Origin of the sequence: Aestuariivirga sp. (assembly GCF_046294715.1) — a bacterium.
In the GTDB taxonomy this organism is placed as follows: Bacteria; Pseudomonadota; Alphaproteobacteria; order Rhizobiales; family Aestuariivirgaceae; genus Aestuariivirga.
On the sequence record NZ_JBKBKI010000012.1, the window covers coordinates 61,277 to 86,621 of the forward strand.

General features: G+C 65.8%; 27 protein-coding genes. 11 read left to right on the forward strand and 16 right to left on the reverse strand.

The features are described from left to right. Positions 1-149: 149 nt before the first annotated feature. Positions 150-764 carry a TetR/AcrR family transcriptional regulator gene (locus tag ACK4HL_RS10325; protein ID WP_409759679.1) on the reverse strand — a complete coding sequence of 205 codons (615 nt, stop codon included), beginning with the start codon at positions 762-764 and terminating at the stop codon, positions 150-152. Positions 765-846: 82 nt separating this feature from the next. Here ACK4HL_RS10325 and ACK4HL_RS10330 point away from each other — a divergent pair, with 82 nt between their 5' ends. The 6 genes from ACK4HL_RS10330 to ACK4HL_RS10355 all read left to right on the forward strand — a co-directional run bounded on the left by ACK4HL_RS10330 (position 847) and on the right by ACK4HL_RS10355 (position 6,065). After that, positions 847-1,914 (forward strand): PotD/PotF family extracellular solute-binding protein, encoded by a 1,068-nt coding sequence (locus ACK4HL_RS10330; RefSeq protein ID WP_409759682.1) that lies wholly within the window; start codon positions 847-849, stop codon positions 1,912-1,914. Further along, entirely contained in the window at positions 1,911-2,750 is an 840-nt protein-coding gene (locus ACK4HL_RS10335) for an ABC transporter permease (RefSeq protein WP_409759685.1), read from the forward strand. Before ACK4HL_RS10330 ends, ACK4HL_RS10335 begins: the two co-directional genes overlap by 4 nt. Before the next feature lies 1 nt (position 2,751). Next, positions 2,752-3,522, forward strand: a complete 771-nt coding sequence (locus ACK4HL_RS10340; RefSeq protein ID WP_409759688.1) for an ABC transporter permease — start codon at positions 2,752-2,754, stop codon at positions 3,520-3,522. Next, positions 3,519-4,532, forward strand: coding sequence for an ABC transporter ATP-binding protein (locus tag ACK4HL_RS10345; RefSeq protein WP_409759691.1), 1,014 nt, complete (start codon positions 3,519-3,521; stop codon positions 4,530-4,532). The genes ACK4HL_RS10340 and ACK4HL_RS10345 overlap by 4 nt, the downstream gene beginning before the upstream one ends. Positions 4,533-4,535: 3 nt before the next feature. After that, a complete protein-coding gene (locus tag ACK4HL_RS10350; protein ID WP_409759694.1) occupies positions 4,536-5,282 on the forward strand; it encodes an MBL fold metallo-hydrolase in 747 nt (248 codons plus the stop codon). Between the two features lie 72 nt (positions 5,283-5,354). Further along, entirely contained in the window at positions 5,355-6,065 is a 711-nt protein-coding gene (locus ACK4HL_RS10355; RefSeq protein ID WP_409759697.1) for an urease accessory protein, read from the forward strand. Positions 6,066-6,084: 19 nt separating this feature from the next. Here the strand turns inward: ACK4HL_RS10355 and ACK4HL_RS10360 are convergent, their stop codons facing one another. After that, a complete protein-coding gene (locus tag ACK4HL_RS10360) occupies positions 6,085-6,837 on the reverse strand; it encodes a DJ-1/PfpI family protein (protein ID WP_409759700.1) in 753 nt (250 codons plus the stop codon). 99 nt (positions 6,838-6,936) lie between these two features. On the opposite strand from ACK4HL_RS10360, the gene ACK4HL_RS10365 reads away from it, so the two are divergent. The 3 genes from ACK4HL_RS10365 to ACK4HL_RS10375 are packed head-to-tail and all read left to right on the forward strand — an operon-like array spanning position 6,937 to position 9,920. Further along, complete coding sequence (locus ACK4HL_RS10365; RefSeq protein WP_409759702.1) at positions 6,937-7,785, forward strand: sugar phosphate isomerase/epimerase family protein; 849 nt, start codon at positions 6,937-6,939, stop codon at positions 7,783-7,785. 1 nt (position 7,786) lies between these two features. Then, positions 7,787-8,989 carry a Tm-1-like ATP-binding domain-containing protein gene (locus tag ACK4HL_RS10370; RefSeq protein ID WP_409759705.1) on the forward strand — a complete coding sequence of 401 codons (1,203 nt, stop codon included), beginning with the start codon at positions 7,787-7,789 and terminating at the stop codon, positions 8,987-8,989. Position 8,990: 1 nt separating this feature from the next. Beyond that, positions 8,991-9,920, forward strand: coding sequence for an SRPBCC family protein (locus tag ACK4HL_RS10375; RefSeq protein ID WP_409759708.1), 930 nt, complete (start codon positions 8,991-8,993; stop codon positions 9,918-9,920). 18 nt (positions 9,921-9,938) lie between these two features. On the opposite strand, the gene ACK4HL_RS10380 is transcribed toward ACK4HL_RS10375, so the two are convergent. Further along, positions 9,939-10,268 carry an L-rhamnose mutarotase gene (locus tag ACK4HL_RS10380; protein WP_409759711.1) on the reverse strand — a complete coding sequence of 110 codons (330 nt, stop codon included), beginning with the start codon at positions 10,266-10,268 and terminating at the stop codon, positions 9,939-9,941. Positions 10,269-10,342: 74 nt separating this feature from the next. Between ACK4HL_RS10380 and ACK4HL_RS10385 the strand changes: the two genes are divergently transcribed. Beyond that, complete coding sequence (locus tag ACK4HL_RS10385) at positions 10,343-11,113, forward strand: SDR family NAD(P)-dependent oxidoreductase (protein ID WP_409759714.1); 771 nt, start codon at positions 10,343-10,345, stop codon at positions 11,111-11,113. A 5-nt stretch (positions 11,114-11,118) separates the two neighbouring features. Here ACK4HL_RS10385 and ACK4HL_RS10390 read toward each other — a convergent pair whose 3' ends face one another. The 11 genes from ACK4HL_RS10390 to ACK4HL_RS10440 all read right to left on the reverse strand — a co-directional run bounded on the left by ACK4HL_RS10390 (position 11,119) and on the right by ACK4HL_RS10440 (position 21,551). Continuing rightward, positions 11,119-11,337, reverse strand: a complete 219-nt coding sequence (locus ACK4HL_RS10390; protein WP_409759717.1) for a hypothetical protein — start codon at positions 11,335-11,337, stop codon at positions 11,119-11,121. Positions 11,338-11,387: 50 nt separating this feature from the next. Next, positions 11,388-12,080, reverse strand: a complete 693-nt coding sequence (locus ACK4HL_RS10395; RefSeq protein WP_409759720.1) for an SDR family NAD(P)-dependent oxidoreductase — start codon at positions 12,078-12,080, stop codon at positions 11,388-11,390. After that, positions 12,077-13,021, reverse strand: a complete 945-nt coding sequence (locus ACK4HL_RS10400) for a carbohydrate kinase family protein (protein WP_409759723.1) — start codon at positions 13,019-13,021, stop codon at positions 12,077-12,079. The genes ACK4HL_RS10395 and ACK4HL_RS10400 overlap by 4 nt, the downstream gene beginning before the upstream one ends. Further along, on the reverse strand, positions 13,022-13,465 hold the full coding sequence (locus tag ACK4HL_RS10405; RefSeq protein WP_409759726.1) for a hypothetical protein: 444 nt from the start codon (positions 13,463-13,465) through the stop codon (positions 13,022-13,024). Then, positions 13,462-14,550 (reverse strand): ABC transporter ATP-binding protein, encoded by a 1,089-nt coding sequence (locus ACK4HL_RS10410; RefSeq protein ID WP_409759729.1) that lies wholly within the window; start codon positions 14,548-14,550, stop codon positions 13,462-13,464. The genes ACK4HL_RS10405 and ACK4HL_RS10410 overlap by 4 nt, the downstream gene beginning before the upstream one ends. A gap of 1 nt (position 14,551) precedes the next feature. Continuing rightward, the gene (locus ACK4HL_RS10415; protein WP_409759732.1) at positions 14,552-15,496 is read right to left on the reverse strand and encodes a carbohydrate ABC transporter permease; all 945 of its coding nucleotides are present in this window, start codon (positions 15,494-15,496) and stop codon (positions 14,552-14,554) included. 3 nt (positions 15,497-15,499) lie between these two features. Then, positions 15,500-16,561: a carbohydrate ABC transporter permease gene (locus tag ACK4HL_RS10420; protein ID WP_409759735.1), complete on the reverse strand. Its 1,062-nt coding sequence runs from the start codon at positions 16,559-16,561 to the stop codon at positions 15,500-15,502. Positions 16,562-16,639: 78 nt separating this feature from the next. Beyond that, positions 16,640-18,073: an extracellular solute-binding protein gene (locus tag ACK4HL_RS10425; protein WP_409759738.1), complete on the reverse strand. Its 1,434-nt coding sequence runs from the start codon at positions 18,071-18,073 to the stop codon at positions 16,640-16,642. A gap of 46 nt (positions 18,074-18,119) precedes the next feature. Further along, the gene (locus tag ACK4HL_RS10430) at positions 18,120-19,211 is read right to left on the reverse strand and encodes an ABC transporter ATP-binding protein (protein WP_409759741.1); all 1,092 of its coding nucleotides are present in this window, start codon (positions 19,209-19,211) and stop codon (positions 18,120-18,122) included. A gap of 146 nt (positions 19,212-19,357) precedes the next feature. Further along, entirely contained in the window at positions 19,358-20,500 is a 1,143-nt protein-coding gene (locus tag ACK4HL_RS10435) for a Gfo/Idh/MocA family protein (protein ID WP_409759744.1), read from the reverse strand. Position 20,501: 1 nt separating this feature from the next. After that, positions 20,502-21,551 (reverse strand): sugar phosphate isomerase/epimerase family protein, encoded by a 1,050-nt coding sequence (locus ACK4HL_RS10440; RefSeq protein WP_409759747.1) that lies wholly within the window; start codon positions 21,549-21,551, stop codon positions 20,502-20,504. Positions 21,552-21,638: 87 nt separating this feature from the next. Here ACK4HL_RS10440 and ACK4HL_RS10445 point away from each other — a divergent pair, with 87 nt between their 5' ends. Then, on the forward strand, positions 21,639-22,322 hold the full coding sequence (locus ACK4HL_RS10445; protein ID WP_409759750.1) for a GntR family transcriptional regulator: 684 nt from the start codon (positions 21,639-21,641) through the stop codon (positions 22,320-22,322). A gap of 7 nt (positions 22,323-22,329) precedes the next feature. On the opposite strand, the gene aguB is transcribed toward ACK4HL_RS10445, so the two are convergent. Next, positions 22,330-23,220 (reverse strand): N-carbamoylputrescine amidase, encoded by an 891-nt coding sequence (gene aguB / locus ACK4HL_RS10450; RefSeq protein WP_409759837.1) that lies wholly within the window; start codon positions 23,218-23,220, stop codon positions 22,330-22,332. A 2-nt stretch (positions 23,221-23,222) separates the two neighbouring features. Continuing rightward, positions 23,223-25,334, reverse strand: a complete 2,112-nt coding sequence (locus ACK4HL_RS10455; RefSeq protein WP_409759753.1) for an NAD(P)-binding protein — start codon at positions 25,332-25,334, stop codon at positions 23,223-23,225. Between the last annotated feature and the right edge of the window lie 11 nt (positions 25,335-25,345).

The window sequence follows — 25,345 nt, forward strand, 5'->3', positions numbered from 1 at the left end:
GTGCCGGGGTAACGCCATCTCCTTCACGCGCCAGCCCCGCGGCCCGTGACGGAATCCCGCTTTCCCTGATTTGAACCCATTGCTGGAGAATGCCCCCTCCTACCCCGGCGAGCGCGCGCTGTCAAGGATTATATTCCGTATCTCGGAATTTAAGGCTTCAACCCTGCCAGCACCGCCTCGTGCTGGCGGCGCAGCAGGCTGCGGAGCTCGCCCAGCGCCATCTTCTCGGTCTTCACGAAGACGGTGAAGTTCATGTTGGTGTTGTTGAAGATCACCTCGCCGAGCCGCGCCGCATCGGCCTCGCGGCTCAGCAGCCCTTTCTGCTGCAGTGCAGCAAGAAGGGCGCAGGACTGGCGGGCCAGCGCCAGGTCCAGCGCGGCATAGGTTTCGCCGAACGGGCTGTCCGGCTGGCTGGTCGAGATCGCCATCGCCTGCCGCCACATCTCCTTCGAGAGATAGTGCAGCGAATGCGCGATGTAGCCGCCGATCAGCGCGTCGACCGCGTCTTCCGGGCTGTCGGGGGGTTCGGCGATCACCTGTTCGCCGGCCTTCAGCACCTCCTCCACCTCGAGCGAGACGATGGCGACGAGCAGGTCGCCCTTGTTGCGGTAGTAATTGTAGATGGTCCCGATCGAGACCTCGGCGGCGGCGGCGATGGCCTCCATCTTCACCGCGTCGTAGCCATGCTCGCGGAACAGCCCCGCCGCCGCCTCGAGGATGCGGAGGTGGCGGTCGGCCTTCTGCCTCTGCCGGAGCCCTGACATGCCGGCAGCCTGACACGGATTTGAAATTGACTCAATTTTGAAATTGGTTCAGTTTTTTGGAAATCCAGGGAGAAACGAGACCATGACATCACCGTCCATCACCCGGCGCCTGTTCGGCGCCTCGATCGCCGCCCTCGCCCTCATCGGCGGCTGGGCTTCCGCCGGCGCAGCCGAGGTCAATGCGCTGGTCTGGTGCGACCATTCGGACCCCAACCTCCTGAAGCCCTTCGAGGATGCGACCGGCATCAAGGTGAACGTCAAGGAGTTCGAGGGCACCGGCGCCGGCCTCGCCATCGTCGAGCAGTCACAGCCCGGCGACTGGGACGTGATGGTGATCGACACGGTCGACGTCCGGCGCGGCGTCGAGCGCGGCCTCTTCGAGCCGCTGCCCGAGGACAAGCTCCCCATCGCCGACATCTTCCCCGAGGTGCTGATGGACCAGCACTCGAAGGTCGAGGGCCAGCGCTACGGCATCACCGAGAAGTTCGGCTACAACACCATCGGCTTCAACAAGTCGAAGGTGGACGAGGCCGACATGCAGACCCTGGGCGTTCTCACCAACGAGACGTACAAGGGCCGCCTGGCGATCTACGACTATTACCTCCCGGTGATCGGCCTCGCCGCCATGTCGATCGGCAAGAAGACGGCGGAGCTCACCGAGGCGGACCTTCCCGCCATCAAGGAGGTGCTCCTCAAGATGAAGGCCAACGCCAAGGCGGTGACCGACGTGGTTGCGAGCCAGACCGTGCTCGCCACCGGCGAGGTCGATGTGCTGGTGGGCGGCGGCGAGTGGGTGACGGCGGGCATCGCGCGGGAGAACCCGGACCTCGACTTCTCGATCCCGAAGGAGGGTGCGGTGCTCTGGTCGCAGTCCCTCGCCATGTTCAAGGATTCGAAGAACAAGGACGCGGCACTCCAGTTCATCCAGTACATCCTGAGCCCGGAGGGCCAGGCCAGGCTCGCCACCTCGGCCTGCTACTGGGGCATGCCCGCCAACGCCAAGGCCAGCCTCGACGAGGGCCAGAAGAAGATCCTGCGCTTCGCCGAGCAGGCGGAGTTCCTGAAGCGCGCCCAGGGCTATCCCGCACCTTCCGAAGACCTCGACAAGAAGATGCAGGACCTCTGGACCGAGATGATCCAGGCGCAGTGAGCAGCGCTTCATCGCAGCGCATCGGCTGGGCCAGCGTCACACCGGCATTGCTCTGGACGCTGGTCTTCTTCGTCGTGCCCTTCATCGCCATGGGCGCGGCGAGCCTTTATCCCAAGGGCGCGGGGGGCCTCAGCCTCGAGAGCTACGCGCAGTTCTTCACGAATGACAGCTACTGGCGGGCGCTGACGAATTCGCTGGAGGTGACGCTCGTCGTCACCTTCTTCTCGGTGCTGCTCGCCTATCCCTTCGCCTGGATCCTCGCCTTCCTCGTGCCCGAGCGCTGGCAGCGCCTGGCCCTCATGCTCGCCGTGCTGCCCTTCTGGACCTCCTACGTCGTTCGCTCCTATTCCTGGCTGCTGGTGCTGGCGGAAAAGGGCGTCGTCAACTCCGCACTTCTCGGCAGCGGCCTCCTCGTCGAGCCGGTCCAGATCGCCAATACCCGTGCGGCCACCGTGATCGGCTTCGTCCACTTCTTCGTCATGCTCCTTACACTGACGATCTACGCCAACCTGAAGCAGCTCTCGCCCAATTACCGGAAGGCCGCGGCCGATCTCGGCGCCTCGCCGCTCCAGGCCTTCGTCCACGTGATCCTGCCGCTGACGCTGCCGGGCATCGTGGTCGGCGCCTTCCTCACCTTCGTGCTGGCGATCGGCGATTACATCACGCCCCAGATTCTGGGCGGCAACAACGAGCTGCTGATGCCGCAGCTCATCATGATGCAGATCGGCAGGCGCGGCGATTTCGCCTCCGCCTCCGCCCTCTCGCTCATCCTCATGGCGGTCGTCACCCTGGCCTATCTCGCCTGCGCCCGCTGGCTGAAGATCGAGAGGGCGTGAGATGAGGCCCCTTGCCATCCTCTATGCCGCCCTGCTCTACGGCTTCATCTTCCTTCCCGTCGCCGTGCTGGTGCTGTTCTCCTTCCAGGGCACGCTGTTTCCCATCCCGCCCTTCAACGGCCCCTCGCTCCGCTGGTACGAGGCCGTGCTCTCCGACCAGCGCCTCACCTCGGGCCTCCTCAACTCGGTTGCCGTGGCGGTTCTCACCTCCGCAGTGGCCACGCTGCTGGGTTTTCTCTCCGCCTGGGGCTTCGCCCGCTTCCACCTGCCGGCCTCGGCCCTGCTGCGCGGCCTCATCACCCTCCCGCTCACCGTCTCCTACCTCATCATCGGCATGGGGCTCCTGATCTTCTTCAACTGGCTGGGCCTGCCGAAATCTCTGGTCGCGGCGGGGATCGGCCACGTGGTGATCAACCTCCCCCTCTGCTTCGCCATCGTCTACAGCCAGATGGGCGAGCACCAGGCCAATATCGAGCGCGCCGCGCGCGACCTCGGCGCCGGCGAGGCGAAGGTTCTGCTTCTCGTCACCGCGCCCATGATGTGGCCCGCCCTCTTCGCCGCCTTCTTCCTCTCCATGACCTTCTCCTGGGATGAATTCGTGATCTCCTTCCTCCTCACCCGCTTCGAGACGACGCTTCCGGTCGAGATCTGGAACCTGCTGCGCGCCGGGCTGAACCCGAAGACGAATGCGGTTGGCTCGCTCGTTTTCGGCGTCTCGATCCTGTTCGCCATCCTCTTCGAGCTCTTCGCCTTCCGGAAGCGCCCGGCATGACGGCCCTTCTCTCGATCGAGAACGTCTCGCACAGCTTCGGTGCCGCGCGCGTGCTGAACGATGTCTCGCTTGCCATCGCGCCCGAGAGCTATACCGTGCTGCTCGGCCCCTCGGGCTCCGGCAAGACCACGCTGCTCTCGATCCTCGGCGGCTTCCTCTTCCCCGGCAGGGGCCGCGTGCTGATCCGCGGCGAGGATTGCACGGCTCTGGCGCCCGCGAAGCGCCCCACCGCCACCGTGTTCCAGGACTACGCGCTCTTTCCCCACATGAGCATCGGCGCCAACGTGGGCTTCGGGCTCCGCATGAAGGGCGTTCCGACGGCGGCGCGCGAGGAGAAGGCCCGCGCCATGCTGGAGGTGGTGGGCTTGGCCTCCGCCTTCCACAAGAAGCCGCACGAGCTCTCGGGCGGCCAGCGCCAGCGCGTGGCGCTTGCCCGCGCACTCGTCGTCGAGCCCGCCGTGCTGCTCCTCGACGAGCCGCTGGGCGCCCTCGATCTCAAGCTGCGCCGCCAGATGCAGGATGAGCTGAAATCCATCCAGAAGCGCGTCGGCACCGCCTTCGTCCACGTCACGCACGACCAGGAGGAGGCAATGGCCCTCGCCGACCTCGTGGTGGTGATGAACCACGGCCGCATCGAGGACAAAGGCCCGCCCGAGCGCGTCTATGGCCGGCCCGCAACCCGCTTCACCGCCACCTTCATGGGCGAGAGCACCATCCTCCCCGGAACGGTTTCGGACGGCATGATCCGGACGGCGCTCGGAAATTTCCCCGCTCCGCAAGGCGCCAGCGCCGTGGCGGTCCGGCCCGAGCACGTGAGGCTCGGCACGGAGATCCCGGCCCGGGTGACGGACGTCGTCTACCAGGGCAGCTTCAAGCGGGTCACCGCCAGGCCGGACCGCGCGCCGGACATTGCCCTCCTCGCCCGGCTTCCCGCCGAGACGGTGATCGCCGCGGGCGACCAGGTGACGCTGTCGCTCGATCCCGCCCATGTCGCCGTGCTGAAGGATTAGGTGATGGACCTCCGCATCGGGCCTGCCGAATGGTACGAGACGATCCGCTTCGCCGACGGCGTGACGCTGGTCCACGAGCCGTGGATCAAGCCCTTCTTCCGCTGCAACATCTGGCATGTGCGCGGCCGCGACGGCGACCTGCTGTTCGACTCCGGCCTCGGCCATTTCAGCCTCCGGGCGCATGTGCCGCTCGTGACCGAGCGCCCGCTCCTCTGCGTGGCGAGCCATACTCACTTCGATCATATCGGCTGCCACCATGAATTCGGCGCCTGCGCCGTCCACTCGGCCGAAGCCCGAATTCTGGCGGACCCCCGCAACGACTGGACCCTCGCCGACCGCTACGCGACCGACGAGATGTTCGACGCGCTCCCCGAAGGCTGGGAGGAGGCGCAATACCACGTGAAGCCCGCTGAGGTGGGCCGCCTTCTCGCAGAAGGCGACGTGATCGATCTCGGCGACCGCGCCTTCGAGGTCGTCCACACGCCTGGCCATTCGCCCGGCGGCATCGGGCTGTTCGAAAAGAAGACCGGCATCTTCCTCTCGGGCGACATCGTCTATGACGGGCCGTTGATCGACGACGCCTACCACTCGGACGTTCCGACCTACGTCGAAACGCTGGAGCGGCTGCGGCCGCTGCCCGTTTCCGTGGTCCATGGCGGGCATTTTCCCAGCTTCGGTCCCGCCCGTTTCCGCCAGCTGATCGACGAATACGTTTCCGGGCACCGCAAGCCCGGCTGCCATCTCGGCTGACGAGACGGAATCGGCCTCAGCCTGCCGCAAACGGCGCTCGCGAGACGTCCGCCGCGGTGCTATCGCTCCTCCATGTTGACCTGGATCGTCTTCGGCTTCCTCCTTGGCCTTCAGCATGCGCTGGAGGCCGACCACATTGCCGCGGTGGCCTCGATCGCCGCCGGCAAGAAGGGCTTCCGCCCGATCCTGCGCCACGGGACGCTGTGGGGGCTCGGCCATGCGGTGACGCTCGGCGCCTTCGGCGGCGCCGTCTATGCGCTGAAGCTCGAACTCGACGAAAGGCTGGCGGCCGGGCTCGAATTCGCCGTCGGCGTGATGCTGGTGCTGCTGGGCGCGCGCCTGCTCTACACGCTTCTCAAGGCCCGCATCCATTTCCACGTCCACCGCCACGGCACCGGCGAAGTCCATTTCCACGCCCACAGCCATGCCGGGGACGTCAGGAACCATGCCCTCAGCGCTCACGCCCACGCACACCCCGAAACAAGCTGGGGCCGGAGTCTCGCCGTCGGCATGATCCACGGGCTCGCCGGTTCGGCAGCGCTGGTGGCGCTCGCCGCCTCCTCAGCGCCCAGCCTGCCGCTCGGCCTCGCCTTCATGCTGCTCTTCGGCCTCGGCTCGATCGCCGGCATGGCGCTGTTCTCGGCGGTGATCGCCGTGCCGCTCTCCTTCACGGCGCGCGGTCTCACCTGGGCGAGCCGCGCTCTTCAGGCTCTCGCAGGGACGATCGCCGTCGGCATCGGCCTCCACCTGATGGTGGAGACCGGTGCAGTGCTGTTCTCCTGAGTCCGCGCGAAGAGCGGCCCTATTTCACCAACTGCTTCACCAGCGCGTCCACCATGCGCGGCAGGTCATAGGGGAAGCGGGCGGTGATGAGGTTTCCGTCCACCACGCAGGGCTCGTCCAGCACGGTGGCCCCGGCATTGGCGAGGTCCGGGTGGATGTTCCACACGGCGGTGGCCTTCTTGCCCTTGAGGATGCCGGCGCTCACCATTACCCACTGACCGTGGCAGATGGCGCAGGTCGGCTTGCCGGAGGCCAGCATGTCGCGCACGAAGGCCTGGGCATGGCTGTCGGCGCGCAGGAAATCCGGGTTCCAGCAGCCGCCGGGAAAGATGCAGGCGTCGTAGTCCGAGACCCGCGCCTCGTCCATGTAGCAGTCGATCTTGAGCCAGCCGGCATTCTCCATGAGCCGGATCGCCAGCACATGCGTCTTGGTGAGCGGCGGGAAGCGCAGGCCCAGCGTGGGATGGAACTCGCCGATGCGCGGCGCCACCACATGCACCGTGGCGCCGTGCTCGGTGAGCCATTTCATGGCGCCGGTGATCTCAACCTCCTCCACCCCGTTCGAGCAGCAAATGGCGACCTTCTTGCCCTTCAGCAGATCGGGATTGGAGGGCGGGTCGAACAGAAAGTGGTGAAGCTCGCGGTTGAGTTCGCCGTCGGCCGAGACGAGAAGCTCCGTCGAGATCGAGGGAACGGGCGAGGGCGTCATGAAGGCCTGTGCCCTCAGCAGGGCGGCATTGGTTGCGGACGAGGGATCGTGCGGACGGTTCATGGGACTTCCTCCAAATGCCAATGAAAGGCGTATATCAGGAATTGACAAGAGGCGCGAGACGGTTTGTGCTCCAAGCGTCTTTCCGGGAGGGCATTTCCGATGAAGCTGGGTTTCAATCTTCTGCTGTGGACGCCGCACGTCACGCTTGCACATGAGCCGATCCTGCGGGCTCTGAAGAAGACGGGCTATGACGGCGTCGAGATCCCCATGTTCGAGGGCGACCCCGACCACTATGCGCGGATCGGCGAGTTGCTGGACAGGATCGGGCTGGAGCGCACGGTGGTGAGCGTCATCGGACCATCGGGCAAGAACCCGCTCTCCGCCGAGAAGGCGCAGCAGAAGGCAGCGCTCGATTACGCGAGATGGACGATCGACTGCTGCGCCGCATTGGGCGCCCCCATCCTCGGCGGCCCGATGCATTCGGAGCTCGGCCTCTTCACCGGCAATCCCGCGACGGCCGCCGAGCGCAAGCGGGCGCTGGCCTTCCACAAGCGGGCGGGAGACTACGCGGCGAAGAAGGGCGTCACCTTCGCGCTCGAGGCCCTGAATCGCTTCGAATGCTATTTCCTGAATACGATGGAGCAGCTCGCCCGCTATGTCGAGGAGGTGGACCACCCGCACATCAAGGCGATGTACGACACCTTCCACTGCAACATCGAGGAGAAGGACCCCGTGGCCGCGATCCGGACGATCCGCCCGCACCTCGTGCATGTCCACATCTCGGAAAACGACCGCGGCACGCCGGGCAAGGGCCATGTGCCCTGGGCCGAAACCTACAAGGCGCTGAAGCGGGCGAAGTATGACGGCTTCCTCACCATCGAGGCCTTCGGCCGTGCGATGCCGGCCCTTGCCGCGGCGACCCGCGTCTGGCGCGATTTCGCGCCGAACCCGGAAGAGGTCTACAGGCTCGGCTTCCGCAACATGAAGCAGGGCTGGGCGAAGGCCTGAGATGAGGCCGGTCTACGTCATCGGCACGTGCGACACCAAGGAGGCGGAACTCCGCTATGCGGCGGAGCGCGTGCGCGCGGCGGGGGCCGAGGCCCTGCTCGTCGACATCTCGACGACGCCGAGCGCTGCCTCCGCCGATGTGACGCCCGAGACGGTGGCGCGGCACCACCCGCAGGGAGCCGATGCCGTGCTGGGCCACGCCGACCGCGGCCGCGCCGTTTCCGCCATGGCCGAAGCCCTGGCGCAATTCCTGCTCTCGCGGGAGGACATCGGCGCGGTGCTGGGGCTGGGCGGGGGCGGCAACACCTCGATGGTGACGCAGGCGATGCGCGCGCTTCCCGTCGGCGTGCCGAAGCTCATGGTGTCCACCATGGCGTCCGGCAATGTGGCACCCTATGTCGGGCCATCCGACATCATGATGATGCATGCGGTGGCGGATATCGCCGGGCTCAACGCCATCACCCGAACCGTCATCGGCAATGCTGCCCACGCGGCGGCCGGCATGGCGCTGAACGCGGTTCCCGAGGCCGCAGGTGGAAAGCGCGCCGTGGGCCTCACAATGTTCGGCGTCACCACCTCCGCCGTCACCCAGCTCCGCCATCTCCTCGAAGGCGATTGCGAGTGCTTCGTGTTCCACGCCACCGGCACGGGCGGACAGTGCATGGAGAAGCTCATCGACTCGGGGCTGATCACCGCCGCGCTCGACCTCACCACCACCGAGGTGGCCGACCATCTCGTGGGCGGCGTTCTCGCCTGCACGGAAGACCGCTTCGGCGCGGTGATCCGCCGCCGCATCCCCTGGGTTGGTTCCGTGGGCGCACTCGACATGGTGAACTTCGGCGCGCGCGATACGGTACCGCCGCAATTCGAGGGGCGGAAGCTCTACGTGCACAATCCGCAGGTGACGCTGATGCGGACCACGCCGGGGGAGAACGCTGCCTTCGCGCACTGGATCATCGAGCGGGTCAACCGAATGGAAGGGCCGGTCCGTTTCCTGCTGCCGCTCCGCGGTGTCTCCGCCATCGACCAGCCGGGCAAGCCCTTCCACGATCCCGAGGCGGACGAGGCATTGTTCGCCGCCATCCGCGCCGCGTGGGTTCCGGCACCCCATCGCAGGCTGATCGAGATCGACGCCCACATCAACGACCCGGCCTTCGCCGAGGCCGCCGTCCACGCCTTCCGCGACATCACCAGAGGAGCCTGACATGGCCCGCGCCTATGCCTCGATCATCCTGAAAGCCCCGGTCGAAACCGTGTGGAGCATCGTGCGGAACTTCAACGGCCTGCCGAACTGGGCCGCAGGCGTTGCGAGCTCGAAGATCGAGAACCGCCTGGACCCGGACGTGGTGGGCTGCGTGAGATCCTTCCACCTCGCCAATGGCGCCCACGTGCGCGAACGCCTGCTGATGCTCGACGATGCGCGCTACTGCTTCACCTATAACTTCGAGAAGCCGGCCTTCCCGGTGAGGAACTACCTCGCCACGCTGCGCCTCCTTCCCGTCACCCACACGGACGAAACCTTCGCCGAATGGGAAGCCACATTCGACGAGGCGCCCGAGGACGAGGGAAAATACGTGAAGATCGTTTCGGAAGACGTGTTCGCCGCGAACTTCAGGAGCCTCGCGGCGCTGCTGCGCAAGGCGAAGCCGGAGAAGCCCGCGGGTGCCATGCGCTGGAAGGGCAGCCAGCCCAACAAGGTGTGGACCTCGCGCGTCATCAAGGCGCCGGTGGACGAGGTGTGGAGGATCATGCGGGACTTCGCCGGCATGGGCGGATGGCACGAGGAGATCACGAAGATGCACATGCTGAAGCGGCAGCGCTCCGACAAGGTCTCCGGCATCCGCGACTTCTATTTCGGCGAGGGCCACATCAACGAAGAGCTGCTGCATCTCTGCGACCTGACGCGCAGCTTCTCCTATCGCATTACCAAGAGCGAGATTCCCTGGATGAACTACGTCTCGGGGCCGCGGCTCTGGCCGGTGACGGCGGACGGAACGACCTTCGGCGTATGGACCGGCGACTGGACGGCGAGCCCGCAGGACGACGTGGTCCTCATCCCGCGCACCGAGCAGAACGTCTATCAGCGCGCCTTCGCCACGCTGGAGCGGAATTACTTCGGGAAGAGGCGCCGTTGACTCCGTAGCGCCGCGCCATCACTCCGTGTGGAAGACATCCTCCATCTCCGCCCACCACTCCCCCGTCTTGCGCGTCTCGAAGGGGACCTGCATGGGGTCGGTGATGGTCCACCATTCCTTCATGCGGGGAGCATCCGCCATCTTCTTCATGTCGGCCTCGAAATCGTCCCCGTGATACTCCCAGTAGGCGAAGAGCAGGTTCTCCGGCTCCTTGAGGAAGATCGTGTAGTTCCGGATGTTGCTGTCGCGGATGGCCTTCAGCACCTCAGGCCAGACGGCGGCGTGAATGCGCTTGTATTCGGGTATGACCTCCGCCCTCAGCCTGATGACCCGCCCCATTCTCTGCATGCCGCGCCTCCCTCCCATGCCATTGACCGATTGAATCCTTGCGGCAAAGATCGCCAAAAACGGGAGAAGAGACAATGGCTGAATGGACGAAAAGATTCGAGCTTGCAGGCAGGCGCGCGCTGGTGACGGGGGCCACAAAGGGGATCGGCCTCGAGACCTGCAAGGTGCTGGCCGATGCAGGGGCGGACATCGCGGCGGTGGGCCGCGACAAGGCGGGGCTCGCGGAGGTGAAGGCCGCGGTCGAGTCGCTCGGCCGCCGCTGCGTGCCGATCTCGGCCGACATGGCGACGGTGGAAGGCCCGGTGAAGGCGGCGAGGGAAGGCCTGGCTGCCTTCGGCACCATCGACATTCTCGTCAACAATGCGGGAATCGCGCTGGTCGACATGCTGCTCGACACCAAGGTCGAGGACTGGGATGCCACCATGGCCGTGAACCTCCGCGCCCCCTTCCTCCTCGCCCGCGAGCTTGTGCCCGCGATGATCGCCCAGAAGGCGGGCAAGATCATCAATGTCTCCTCGCAGGCGGGCGTGATCGGCCTCGACGCCCATGGCGCCTACTGCGCGTCCAAGGGCGGTCTCAACATGCTGACCAAGGTGATGACGTCGGAATGGGCGAAACACAACATCCAGATCAACACCGTCTGCCCCACCGTGATCCTGACGCCGATGGGCGAGCAGGTGTGGGGCCAGCCGGAAAAGGGTGACCCGATGAAGGCCAAGATCCCGGGCGGCCGCTTCGGCAAGCCGATCGAGGTGGCGGACGCGATCCTGTTCCTTGCCTCGTCGGCCTCCGGCATGATCTGCGGCCACGACCTTCTGATCGACGGCGGCTATACCGCGCTCTAGAACGTTCAGGCGGGGCGCTTGCGCTCCGCCTTCTCGATCTCGTTCATGTCCTGGTTCTCGACGAGCTGGCGCTGGTCGTCGTCCCACACCTTGCCCCGGCCCTCGCCGCCGCTCTTCCGCGGCGTCTGCCCGGACTTCTTGGCGAGCGCGCGGTCGCCCTTGCGGCCCTGCTCGATCTCCTGCCGGACGAGGTCCGGGTTCACCTTGTTCGGGTCTGCTGCCATGACGGACTCCTGTTTGAAGCCCAATGCGAGGGAGCCCCCGGCAGTTCCCCTCAATAGGTGGCGCGCCCGCCCGACACGTCGAACACCGCACCCGTCGAGAACGAGCACTCCTCGCTGGCGAGCCAGCAGACGAGGCTTGCCACCTCCCCCACCTTGCCGAGCCGCCCCATGGGGATCTTCGAGAGCATGTAGTCGACATGGCTCTGCGGGATCTGATCGAAGATCGGCGTCTTCACCGCGGCGGGAGTGACGCTGTTCACCGTGATGCCCGTCTTCGCCAGTTCCTTGGCGAGCGACTTGGTGAAGCCGATCACCGCCGCCTTCGAGGCCGAGTAGGCCGAGGCGTTGGGGTTCCCCTCCTTGCCGGCAATCGAAGCGATGTTGACGATGCGGCCGTAGTTCTGGGCCACCATGTGCGGCACCACGGCGCGGTTGGTGAAGAAGGTGCCGTTGAGATTGATGGCGATGGTGCGGTGCCAATCCTCCATCTTCAGGTCAACCACGGTGGCGGTGGGACCCGCGATGCCGGCACTGTTCACCAGAATGTCGATGCCGCCCAGTTGCCGCACCGTCTCTTCCGCCGCGGCCTGGACCGACTCCCAGTTCGAGATGTCCGTCCTGATGCCGCCCTGCATGTCCCACACGGCGACCTTGCCGCCCTCGGCGGCGATGCGCCTGGCGACCGCCTCGCCTATTCCTGAGAGACCGCCCGTGACGACGGCACGCCTTCCCTGAAACCTCATGATCTGATCTTCCATTCCTTCATGGTTCTGAGCGTGTCCGCGAAGGACACGATGCCGGCATCCGAGCCGAGCCCCGTGGCGACGAGGCCGGCCGAGGCCTGGGCGAAACGCAGGCCCGTTTCCCGGTCCATGCCGTGATGAAGCGCCGCGATGAAGCCGGCGTCGAAGGCGTCGCCGCAGCCGGTCGTGTCCACCACCTGGATGTCGTAGGCCGGGGACTTGATCCGCGTCCCGTCCCGGTGGGCGTAGAATGCGCCATCGCCACCCAGCGTGAAGACGCAGCAGGCAGTGCCGCGGTCGAGATAGAAGCGTGCGCAGTCTTCCGGGGTCGACTGGCCGGACATGTCCTTCGCTTCCTCGATCGAGGGCATGAAATAGTCGATGTAGGGAAGGAGCGGCTCGACGATGCCGATGGTCTCGGCACTCGCGGCGATCAGGTCGAAGGTGACGGTGCGGCCCCTCGCCTTGGCTTCCTTCAGCAGCGTCACGGAGGCGGGCCCGTCGAGCGTCCTCAGGAGCCCGGTTCCGCCGAGATGGATGATCGGCGCATCGAAGACCTGCTCGTACATCGCCGGCGGCACGTCGAAGTGATCGGAGGCGCCGCGCACATGCAGCGCCGGCCTCTCGCCATTGGGACGGACGTTGAGGATGGTGGCCGAAGTGGGAATGCCCTTCAGCCGCTGCATGGCGGAGGTGTCGATGCCGTGCTTCTGCAGCGTCATCAGCACCCAATCGGCCTTTTCATCGTCTCCCACCGCGCCCACGGCCAGGCTCTTGAGCCCGAGCTTGGCGGTGTCGACGACCGTGCCGCCCGCCGTTCCCGCGACGGTGAGGCGGATCTCCTCGATGAAATCGACATTGCCGCGCTCCGGAATGCGGCTGACGGGGCGGCCGAGGACATCGAGAATGTAGAGCCCGATGACCGAAACGTCGTAGCGCATTCAGCCGCCCGCCTTCTTCATCGCGGCGATGGCGCCGGCGAGCGCCACCGCCACGGCGGCGATGCCCCAGACGAGCGGCTGCGCCCAGAAGGGCGGCGTCGCGAGCTGCACCTTGCCGGAGGTCGTGTTGGGGTCCGGCGGTTTCAGGAAGAAGACGCCGTAGAGATGGGCCGCCGCGATGGCGACGAGCAGCACGATGCAGAAGATCATCGCCACCACCATGGTGACGGTGACCACGCTCCTCACCTTGACGCCCGCCTGGGCCAGCGGAAGCAGGTTGTTGACGAGCCCCGCCAGCACGACGAGCACGCTTCCCACCGCATAGAGGGTGAGGTTGAAGGGCTGGAAGATGAGGAGGAGCGCGAAGATGCCGAGCCCGATGATGAAATATTCGAGCCGCAGCGCGCCTTCCCGCGTCATCCCCTGTTCGCCGGGCCTGCTCATGCGCGCACCGCCTTTCCGTCCTCGCCGAAGAAATGGGTCTGCCCGGGGTCGGGACGCAGATTGAGGGCTTCGCCGACCTTCACCCGCTTCTCGCGCGGCACGACCACCCGGATGTCGCCGCCGGCGGCGGTGCGGGCGTGGATCAGCGTCTCGGCGCCCATCGGCTCGATCAGTTCGGCCTGGGCGCCGATCGTGTCGCTTGCCTTCTCCTGCACGGCGGTGAAGGCGCGCGGCCTGATGCCGATCATGATCTTCGACGGCTTGAGGGTGGAAACGGCGGCATTCGCCCCGATCTCCACCTCCTGGCCGGCCAGCACGACGCGAGCCATGCCGTTGCCGAAGGACCTGAGATCGGCCTCGACGAGGTTCATCTGCGGCGTGCCGATGAAGCTCGCCACGAAGACGTTCGCCGGCTTGGCGAACACCTCATGCGGTGTTCCCACCTGCTCGATCAGTCCGTCCTTCATGATGGCGATGCGGTTCGCCATGGTGAGCGCCTCGAGCTGGTCATGGGTGACGATCACGGTGGCCTTGGAGAGGCCCTGCAGCACCTCCTTGATCTGTCCGCGCATGGAGTGGCGGAGTTCGACGTCGAGCCGCGAGAGCGGCTCGTCGAAGAGGAAGCAGTTTGGATCGCGCACGATGGCGCGCGCAACCGCGAGACGCTGCTTCTCGCCTTCGGAGATCTGGTTCGGCATCCGGTCGAGCACGGTGTCGAGATGCATGATCCTGGCCACCTTCATCACCCGCTGATCGGCCTCCGCCTTGGAGAGCCGCTCGGCGTGGAGAGGCATGGCGATGTTCTGCCCCACGGTGAGTGCCGGATAGAGCGCGTAGAACTGGAACACCATGGCGATGTTGCGCTTCTGCGGCGACAGCTCGTTCATGCGCTGGCCCGCGATGATGACGTCTCCGCTCGTGGCGCGCTCGAGGCCGGCGATCATGCGGAGCGTCGTGGTCTTGCCGCAGCCCGAGGGGCCGAGGAGGCAGACCACCTCGCCCGCGTCGACCTTGAGATCGGCGTCCTTGACGGCCGTGAAGCTGCCGAACTGCTTGGTGACTTTCCGGATTTCAATCGTCGACATGTCAGCGCTTCACGGTACCGAAGGTCACGCCGCGCAGAAGGTGGTTCTGCAGGAAGAACGTGACGAGGAAGACGGGGATGAGGAAGAGGGTTTCGATGGCCGCGAGCAGCGTCCAGTCCGTGCCGCGCCCGCCCGAGGAGACGGCCTGGTTCATGGCCACCGGCACGGTGCGCGTGTCGGGGCCCGACAGCAGCAGCGCGAAGAGGAACTCGTTCCAGGTGAGAATGAGGCCGAAGACGAAGGTGGCGGCGAGACCGGCGATCACCTGCGGCAGGCAGATCTTGAAGAACACCTTGACGTCGGAGGAGCCGTCGATCCGCGCCGCGTCCTCCACGTCGAGCGAGAGCTCGTCGAAGAAGCTCTTCATCATCCAGATCGTGAAGGCGAGGTTGAAGGCCGTGTAGAGCAGGATGATGCCGGTGTAGGAGCCCGAGAGGCCAACGGCGCGGAACATCAGGATCACCGGGATGATGACCACGATCGCGGGCAGCATGCGCGTCGTCAGGATGATGAAGAGATAGGTGTCGTTGCCCTTGAGCGGATAGCGCGAGAAGCCGAATGCGGCGAGCGTGCCGATCACCAGCGCCAGGAGAACCGAGACCGAGGCGATGACGATCGAATTGAAGAAGTAGCGGTCGAAGCCCGTGGGCTCGGGCGCGCCGCCCGTCGTCATCGAGCGCTGGAACACCGAGCCGAAATTCTCGAACGTCGGGGTGAAGACGTATTGATCCGGGAGGAGGCCGAAGAACGACGTCGGCGACAGTGTGGGCGGCACCGAAAGCGCCAGCGCCTGCGGCTTCAGCGCCGTGAAGATGATGAAGAGGACGGGCAGGAAGTAGATCAGCGACACGATGGCGACGACCAGCGTGCGGCCCCATCCCGCCTCGCCCACGCCGCTGGCCTTGCGGAAGCCGAGCGCCTCCCAGATCGAGTTGTGTTCGGCCATGGTTCAGGCTCCCTGGCTGCGCCGGTTGGCGAGATAGAGGTAGAGGTTGGTGAGCACGATCACCATGAACAGCATCAGATAGGAGATCGCCGCACCCTCGGACGTCTTGTTCTGCTCGTTCGCGACACGGATGAGGTGGTAGGAGATCGTCATCGTGTCGTTGCCGCCCTTGGTGAGCAGGATCACCAGGTCCGCCATCTTGAAGGCCTCGATGGTGCGGAAGAGGAGAGCCAGCATCAGGAGGCCGCGGATGTAGGGGAAGGTGATGGTCCAGAACTGGCGCCATTTCGAGACCCGGTCGATCGCCGCGGCCTCGTAGAGATACTTCGGAACCGAGACCAGCCCGGCCAGCACCAGCAGCATGACGAAGGGCGACCACATCCAGGCATCGGCGAAGACGATGCCGCCCATGGCGCCCACCTTGTTGTCCATCAGGATGAACTGCTCGCCGGTGAAGTTGCCGACGATGTAGCTCAGGAGGCCGAAGGTCGGGTCATAGTAATAGGTGAAGAACACGCCGGCGGCCACGACCGACAGCATCATCGGCGTCAGCACCAGGATCAGCAGGTACTTGCGCAGCGGGAACTGCTTGGCGAACAGCATCGCCAGGAGGAAGCCCACCACCATCTGCGCCGTCACCGTGAAGATCACGAACAGGGCGGTGTTGACGAGCGCGCTCCAGTTGGCGCCGGCCGCGATGTCGTTGGTCAGAACCTTGATGTAGTTGTTGAGCCCGACGAAGCGGATCGACTGCTGGTTCGACTGGTAGGCGAAGAAGGAGAGACCGAGCGACCACAGCAGCGGGAAGATGTTCATCACGAAGAGCACGGCGATGGCCGGCGCCACGAGGAGCCCGCCGTAATACCTGCGGCGGTAGGCGTTGACGACGAAAGCGGCCGCGACGAGGGCAGCCATCGCCCCCACGACCCAGAAGGACAGGGCAGCGGGCAGCGCCAGCGCCGCCAGGACGGAAACGGTGAGGCCGACGAGGATGGCCAGCTTCCAGTTGTCGGGCGTGACGCGCAGGAGGGCCGGCGGTGCGGCTGTCGCGGTGGTCGAGGTCATCGGCGGATCGTTCCGGAGAAAGGCTAAGCAAGGAAGACGCGGGGAGAGAGGTTTCTCCCCGCGTCCAGGTGGCTTCGATTACTGGATCAGGCCCGCTTCGGTGAGCAGGTTCTGCTGGAACTTGGCGATGTTGTCCAGCGTGGTCTTGGCGTCCTGCTTGCCGGTGATGGCGAGGTCGAACTGGTCCTGCTGCTGGGTGAGCAGCTCGAAGAACTGCGGCACGTGCCAGACGTCCTTCTGCCAGTCGAGCTGCGGCGCCCAGGCGCGGTTCCACGGACGATAGGTCACGTACTTGGGATCCTCGTACACCTCCTTGATCGCCGACTGGCCGCCGTTGGCCGCGAACTGGTGCTGGATCTCGGGGCTGAGCCACCACTTCACGAATTCCACGGCTTCCTTGATCTGGGCGTCGGTCGTCCAGGTGGTGAGCACGAAGGGCTGGCCGCCGATGTTGGACCAGCGCACCATCTGGCCGTCCGGCCCGAGCGTGCCGGGCATCTGGCCGAAGACGAGCTTGTCGGCGACCTTCGAGGTCTTGGGATCGAGCGCCGCTTCGCCGAGGCCGATCCAGTTGATGTTCATCGCCACCTTGCCTTCCTGGAAGAGCTCGGCGGTCTTGAAGATGTCCATGGTGCCGGTCTTGGCGAGCGGCGGCATGAACTGGATCATGTCGAGATACTTCTCGAGTGCCTTCACGGCCTCCGGAGAGTTCACCACACCTTCGGCCTGGCCGGTCGGAGCCTGGGTCTCGTCCCAGATGTTGCCGCCCATCTGCCAGATGAGGCCGTTGATCTGCATCGACGAGAAGTCATAGCCCTTGCCGGCCTGGTAGGCGATTCCGTAGAAATCGTCCTCGGCGGGCTGTCCGGCCAGCATGTCGCCCTTCTTGCGCATGAAGAATTCGCCGACGTTGCGGAAGTCGTCCCAGGTCATCGCGTCGAGCTCTTCGCCCGTGCAGGGGAGCTTCTTGCCGTACTTGGCCTGGAAGTTCTTCTGCTCCTCCTCGTGGCAGAGCACGTCGGAGCGCGCGAAGTTCACCAGCACGTCCGGGAACTGCGGGAATCCGTAGTAGTTCTCGGTCTTGTGCGGATAGGTGGCGTAGGCGTTGAGCGGGTTCGGATGGATCGACTTGAAGGTCTTCATGAACTCCGGATCGGCCTCGAGAAGATCGTTGATCTTCCGGAAATACCCACCCTCGACGAAGGCGCCGAGCCACTGCGAGTCCGAGACGATGAAGTTGTACTTCTGCTCGCCCGAGGTGAGGGACGCGTTGACGCGCGTGTAGAAGTCGGGCCAGGGGATGAAGTCCACCTCGAGCTTCACGGTGTTGCCGGACTTCGGCTTGTACTGCTCGTCGAAGAACTTCTTCATGATGCGGGTCGGCGGCCAGTCCGGCACCGCCATCGTCAGGACCACCTCCTCGGCGGAAGCGGTGCTCGCCCCGCCTGCGAGAAGGGTCGCGGCGAGGCTTGCGGCCGCTGCGAACCCTTTCATCTTCGTCATCACGGTCATGTCAGGTTTCCTCCCATGGTTAACCGTCTGGCTTCAGGCCGCGTCGTCAGGTCATTGCCTGTCCGCTCGCGGCGCGGAAGATGTGGATCTTTGCGAGGTCGATGGCGATCGGCACCTCGTCGCCGGGCCTCATGCCCGTGGCACTCTGCTCCGGCAGCACCATGCGGAGCGTCTCTCCCCCGGCCTCGACCGAGACGACGGTGACGTCGCCCAGAGGCTCGATCAGGTGCACGCGCGAGGCGATTGCCGCCTCGCCGGTTGCGGCGGGCCGGAGGTCGCTCGGGCGAATGCCGATGAACGCCGCCTCGCCGGCCGCTCCCGTCATCACCTTCCGCCCCGACACGATCCGGCCCAGCGGCGTGTCGAGGCTCGCGAGATCGGCCCCGAGTGTCGCCTTCACCATGTTCATGTGCGGCGAGCCGATCTTGCCGGCGACGTAGGTGTCGACCGGCGAATCGTAAAGCTCGTCCGGCGTTCCGCGCTGGACGATCGCGCCCTCGCGCATCACCGCGATCTCCTCGCCCATGGAGAGCGCCTCGAGCTCGTCCGGCGTCGCGTAGACGATGGTCATCCCGAACTGGCGGTGCAGCCGCTTCAGCTCGGCCCGCATGTCGTGGCGGAGCTTGGCGTCGAGATTGGTCAGCGGCTCGTCGAGCAGCAGGACCTTCGGCCGGCGGATGAGCGAGCGGCCGAGCGCCACGCGCTGCTGCTCGCCGCCCGAAAGCGTGTTGGGCTTGCGCTCCAGCCGGTGCGAGAGCTTCAGCATCGCCGCGGTTTCCTTGACGCGCCGGTCGATCTCCTCGCGCCCGACCTTCTCCTCGCGCAGCGGATAGGCGAAATTCTCGTAGACGGTGAGGTGCGGATAGAGCGCGAAGGACTGGAACACCATGGACACGCCGCGCCCGGCGATGGGCGCGGTGGTGACGTCCCGCCCCATGATCTCGAGGCGTCCCGCATCGGTGGCGACGAGGCCGGCGATGGTGCGGAGCGTCGTGGTCTTGCCGACCGAGCTCGGCCCGAACAGCACGAAGAAGCGGCCCTCGGCCACGTCGAAGGTCAGATTGTTCAGCGCACGGACATTGCCGTAGGACTTGGTGATCCCCGCAAGCCGGAGCGCGTGCTTTTCGCTTCGTCCCATTCCCGTTCCCTGTTCAAGCCTGGCCCTTCCCGGGCTTCTTGGAGAGAGCACACTAGACTGTCTCTCACGATTTGCAAGACGCCTCTCAACTGTTGCGCCGCCTGTGGCGCCGCAAGCCTGCTTGCTCAAAAACAGGGCAGAACTTATCAGCCCTTGGCGCTCTCCCACTGCCCGGTCCTGGCGGAACGCAGCACCGCGTCGGTGACGAGGTCGGTGGCCAGCGCATCGCGGAACGTGGGAGCGGCAGGCTTGCCGCTGGACAACCCCTCGATGAAATCCGCCGCCTGGTGGATGAAAGTGTGCTCATAGCCGATCTGCAGGCCCGGCACCCACCACTTGCTCATGTAGGGATGGTCCCCGTCGGTGATGTGCACGGAGCGCCAGCCGCGCGTGCGGCCTTCGTCGCGGTGGTCGAAATACTGCAGCCGATGCAGGTCGTGCAGGTCCCAGAAGATCGAGGCGTGCTCGCCGTTGATCTCGAAGGTGTAGAGCGCCTTGTGGCCGCGCGCATAGCGCGTCGCCTCGAAGCTCGCGAGCGAGCCGTTGTCGAAGCGGGCGAGGAAGAGGCTCGCGTCGTCGATGCCCACCTTCTCGGTCTTGCCGGTGATGTTGTGGTGCCGTTCCTTGATGAAGGTCTCCGTCATGCCCGAGACGGTCGATATGCCGCCGTTGAGCCACATGGCGGTGTCGATGCAATGAGCCAGGAGATCGCCCGTCACACCAGATCCCGCCACGCCGACGTCGAGTCGCCAGAGGCCCTGGCCTCCCTGCGGCAGGTCTTTCGAGATCGTCCAGTCCTGCAGGAACTTCGCCCGGTAGTGGAAAATCTTGCCGAGCCGGCCCTCGTCGATCAGTTGCTTGGCCAGCGTCACCGCCGGCACGCGGCGGTAGTTGTACCACACCATGTTGGGAACGCCGGCACGCTCCACCGCCTCCACCATCTTGCGCGATTCTTCCGCCGAGCGGCCGAGCGGCTTCTCGCACATCACCATCTTGCCGGCCTGTGCCGCGGCGACGGCAATCTCCATGTGCGTGTCGTTGGGGCTGGCGATGTCGATGAGGTCGATCGACGTGTCGTCGACAAGGCGCCGCCAGTCGGTGACGCTTTGCTCATAGCCCCACTGGCCGGCGAAGGCCCTGGCCTTCTCCTCGTTGCGCGCGCAGATGGTCCTGAGCACCGGCTTGTAGCCAAGCTCGAAGAAATGGGGCGCCTGCGCGAAGGCGTTGGAGTGGGTGCGGCCCATGAAGCCATAGCCCACCATGCCGATGTTGAGCGTCTTCTTCGCCATGTCAGGCCACCCATCCATGCGCATCGCGGACCTTGATCATCGCGGAGAGGATGTCGTTCCACGTCTGCTGCTTCATCATCACCTCGTTCGGGAACATGCAGCCGTCCCAGCAGATGTGCCGGAAGGCCTTGGTGAGCGTGCCGTCCTTGTTCCGGAGCCACAGCCCGGCATGCTTGATGATGTCGAGCCGGCCGTTGGGGTCCGTCACCATGCAGTGCCGGCCTGTCTTGTCATGGTAGCCCATGCCCTTCACCGTGCCGTCGTTCTGGGCCACGTGGAAGTCGATGGTCCATGGGCGGAGCATGTCCGTCATCTTGACGAGGGCGGAATCGAGGGCGGCCTGGTTCTTCCAGTCGAAATTCTCCGGCAGCAGTGCCGCCTCGGGCGCGTTGTAGCCCATGGTGTAGAGCAGCGTGTGCGCCATGTCGGCCTGGAAGCCGATGATGCCGGGGCGGTCCGTCTGCTCCAGCGTGTCCACCATGGCCTTCCAGCTGTGCATGCCGCCCCAGCAGATTTCGCCTTCCGCCGCGAGCCGCTCGCCATAGTCCTTCGCCACGTCGCAGGCCTCGCGCCAGGTCTGGGCGATGAGCTTCGTGTTGCCCGCGGGGTCCTTGGCCCAGTCGGCCGGGCTTGCCGCCGAATCGATGCGGATCACGCCATATTGGCGGACACCGACGTCGCGCAGGCGCTTTCCGAGCTCGCAGGACTTCCTAACGTTGGCGACGAATTTCTTGCGGTCTTCCGGCGAACCCATCGCCGAGCCGCCGCCGACCGGCGGCCAGACCGGCGCCACGATCGAGCCGATGGCGAGGCCGCGGCTTGCCGCCTTCTCAGCCAGCGCCTTCGCTTCATCCTCGGTGAAGTCGATGTTGGTATGGGGGGCGGCGTGGAAAATGTCGATGCCGTCGAACTTCACGCCATCGACCTCCGCCCCGGCCGTGAGCGCGATCATCGTGTCGAGATCGATGGGGGGCTCCGAATCCGGCCCCTTGCCCACGAGCCCCGGCCACATCGCATTGTGAAGCTTGGGGAAATTGTTCCCGACCGCCATGTTTCCTCCCGTGCCGCTGGTCATTTTTCAGCGATGTTAAACGGGTTTCGGGCTTGCTGTCCAGAACTGTTATATTAGTATCACAGCATGGTCCTCGATCTCTCCTCCCAGCGCCTCGACCGCTCCCGTCCGCTTCGCGAGCAGATCTACCCGATGGTGCGCAGCCTCATTCTGACCGGCGCAATCAAGCCCGGCGAGGTGATCGACGAGAAGGCCATCGCCGCCCAGCTGCACGTTTCGCGCACGCCGGTGCGCGAGGCGGTGAAGCGGCTCTCGGACGAGCATCTGGTGGAGGTCGTGGCGCAATCCGCCACGCGCGCTGCGAAGATGGACCGCAGCGCCATCGAGGAAGCCTTCCTGATCCGCCGGGCGCTGGAAATGGAGAGCGCCGCCCAGGCCGCGGGCCACATGAGCCAGGAACATGCAGATCACCTGCACGATATCCTGGCGCGGCACGAGCGCGCCGTGGAGCGGCGGCAATTCGTCGAGGCGATTGCCCAGGACGACGCCTTCCACCGCGCCATCGCCGACATGAGCGGCCTGCCGCGCCTGTGGAGCATGATCGAGATCTCGAAGGCGCAGCTGGACAGATGCCGCCACCTGATGCTGCCGAGAGCAGGCCAGGCCGAGGCGACGCTCGAGCAGCACCGCGAGATCATCCGTGGGCTGAACAGCCGCGATCCCGCCAAGGCGGCCGCCGCCATGAAGGCCCATCTCGACGCCGCCTGGAAGAGCACGGCCGCCGTGCTCGACGGGCCCGGCCTCGGGTGAACCTGCGCTAGACCGCCGCGCTCTTCGTCCGCCCGTCCAGGGTCATGAGCGCGCCGTAGAGTTCCGGGCGGCGGTCGCGGAACACGCCCCAGGAGCGGCGGAGCTCGCGGATCATGCCGAGGTCGAAGCTCGCCAGGCGCAGCCCCTCCTCAGTGCGGTTCATCTCCGCGACCTTCTCGCCCTGGTGATCGGCGATGAAGGAGCGGCCATAGAAGATGTCGGACCGGCCGTCGGGTGCCGTCTCCTTGCCCACGCGGTTCGAGGCGAGCAGCGGCATGATGTTGGCCGCCGCATGTCCGCGCATGGTGTTCTGCCAGTGCGTGGACGAGTCGTAGTCCGGATTCGGCGGTTCGGAGCCGATGGCGGTGGGATAGAGCAGGATTTCCGCACCCATCAGCGCCATGGCGCGCGCCGCTTCGGGAAACCACTGGTCCCAGCAGATGCCGAGCCCGATGCGGCCCACGCCCGTGTCCCACACCTTGAAGCCCGTGTCGCCCGGCGAGAAATAGAACTTCTCCTGGTAGCCGCGCCCGTCCGGGATATGACTCTTCCGGTAGATGCCGAGCTGGTGTCCATCGGCATCGACGATCACCGTGGTGTTGTAGTGCGCATTGCCGGCGCGCTCGAAGACGCTCACGGGCAGCACGACGCCGAGCTCCTTGGCCAGCGCGGCGAAGCGCTTCACCGTGGGGTGGCGGTCGATCTCCTCGGCGCGTTTCAGGAACTCGGCATGCTGCTCGATGCAGAAATAGTCGCCGTCGAAGAGTTCCTGGAGCAGCACCAGTTTCGCGCCCTGAGAGGCGGCCTCGCGCACCAGCCTTTCCGCCTTGTCGCAGTTCTTCGCCCAGTCGTTTTCGGAGGCCATCTGCGTGATGGCGACGTTCAGCATTGCCATGATGTTCAGTCCTTGATCCGCGCCACCTCGCGCCGGAAGGGTAGTTGGTCGCCGAGCGGCTCGGCGTCAAGCTCTTCCGCATAGCGCTGGCCGGCATAGGTCGCCCAGGCGATGGCGGCGGGCGCATTGGCATCGCCGATCACCTTCACGCCCGCGATGCCATGGTCCGCCCATTCCGCCTCGCGCGACCTGAGCGCGAGATAGAGCGCATCCTCCGGCAGCCGCGCGGTCACCATCACCACCGCGTCGCATGCAATGTTTTCTATACGTCCGGTATAGGTGCAGGCCGCGCTGACGCCCGCCTGCTCCACCGCGGCGAGGCCGCGCGTGACGCGAACGTCGATGCCCGCCTCGAGAAGCCGGGCCTGGATCGTGCCCTGCTCCAGCGTGTTGAAGCTCCATTCGGCCACGCGCGGCGAGGGCGTGAGGAAGCTGACCGTGCAGCCCTTCTCGACCAGCAGCTCCGCCAGAACGCTTCCCATGTAATAGTGGTCGTCGTCGTAGAGGACGACATGGCCGGAGGGAATCGATCCGCCCATGATGTCGTCCGGCGTAAAGACCGGCATGGCGGGATCGATGGCGATCGGCAGCAGATTGTAGCGGGCGATGCCGTCGCGCCGCCACGTGGCCCCGGTGGCGATCGCCACATGCTCGAAACCGAAGCCCAGAATGTCATCGGCCGTGAGGAAAGAGCCGCGATAGACGTTCACGTTCGCCATCTTCGCGATCTGGCCCTGGCGGTAGTCGCGCACCCGGGCCCAGGCGGAAAGCCCCGGAAGCCTGCTCTCGCGGCTGACGCGGCCCCCGAGATCGGAGGAGGCCTCCGCCAGCGCGACGTCGTAGCCGCGAAGCCCCGCCTTGTGGGCGGCGGAAAGCCCGGCGGGACCAGCGCCCACGACCAGCACTTTCGTTTCCGACTGGCGCGGCCTGATGCGCTCCGGGTGCCAGCCCTTGCGCCATTCCTCCATGAAGGCGGAATTCTGCGTGCAGCGCGAGAGCGACATGGTCATGTCTCCCGTGACGCAGATGTTGCAGCCGATGCATTCCCGGATGTCCTCGATGCGGCCTTCGTCGATCTTCCTTGGAAGGAAGGGATCGGCGATCGAGGGCCGCGCCGCGCCGATGAAATCCATCAGCCCCTGCTTCACCTGCCGCACCATCATGTCTGGCGAAGTGAAGCGGCCGACGCCGACCACGGGCCTCGGCGTCAGCTGCTTGAGGCCGCGGATCAGGTCTTCCTGAGCGCCTTCCGGCTTGAAGCGCGAGGTGCCGGAGCACGCCTCCCACGTGCCGTGCGCGAAGTCCCAGAGATCGGGAAGCTCCGCATGCATGGCCACCATGTCGCGCAACTGCGAATTCGAGAAACCGGCCTCGCCCGCCAGCTCGTCGAGCGACAGCCGCACCGCGATGGCGCAGCTGTCGCCCACCTCCTCGCGTGCATCCGAGATCAGTTCCTTGAGCAGCCGCGAGCGGTTCTCGAGCGATCCGCCATATTCATCCGTCCGCTGGTTGGTGCGCGGAGAGAGGAAATGCTGGATCACGCCGAAGCCGTGCGCCCCATAGAGGCAGAGAATGTCGAATCCGGCGCGCTTCGCCCGGCGATAGGCCAGCCTGTGCCAGTGCCGCAGGTTGCGGATGTCTTGCCTGTCCATGGCGCGCGCCTGGACGGGATCGCTGGTGAAGGTGAGGATCGGCGTGTGCGAGGGTGCCAACGGCACCTCGCGCGTGTAGAGATTGGGCCCGTTCGCACCGCTGTAGGCGAGTTCGATCCCGGCCAGCGCGCCATGCGAATGAATGGCGTCCGCCATCTTGGCGAGAGCGGGAAGGTCGTCCTCGTCCCAGATGCGGAGCTCGATGAAGGGCGTGATCTCGGAGGAGTGGTGGATCTCCACCTGCTCGGTGAAGATGACGCCCCAGCCCCCTTCGGATTTGACGCGCCGCATCTCGGCCGCCGCCGACGGGTCGCGGTAGCCGCCGCCATTGCAGTGCGGCACCTGGTAGAAGCGGTTCCTGGCGGTGACCGGCCCGATCCTCACCGGCTCGAACAGGATGTCATAGCGCGGGTCGCGCAGGCGCGGCGCGCTCCCGAGGCCGGAGCCGGTATCCATGGTCGTCATCTTCCCCAATC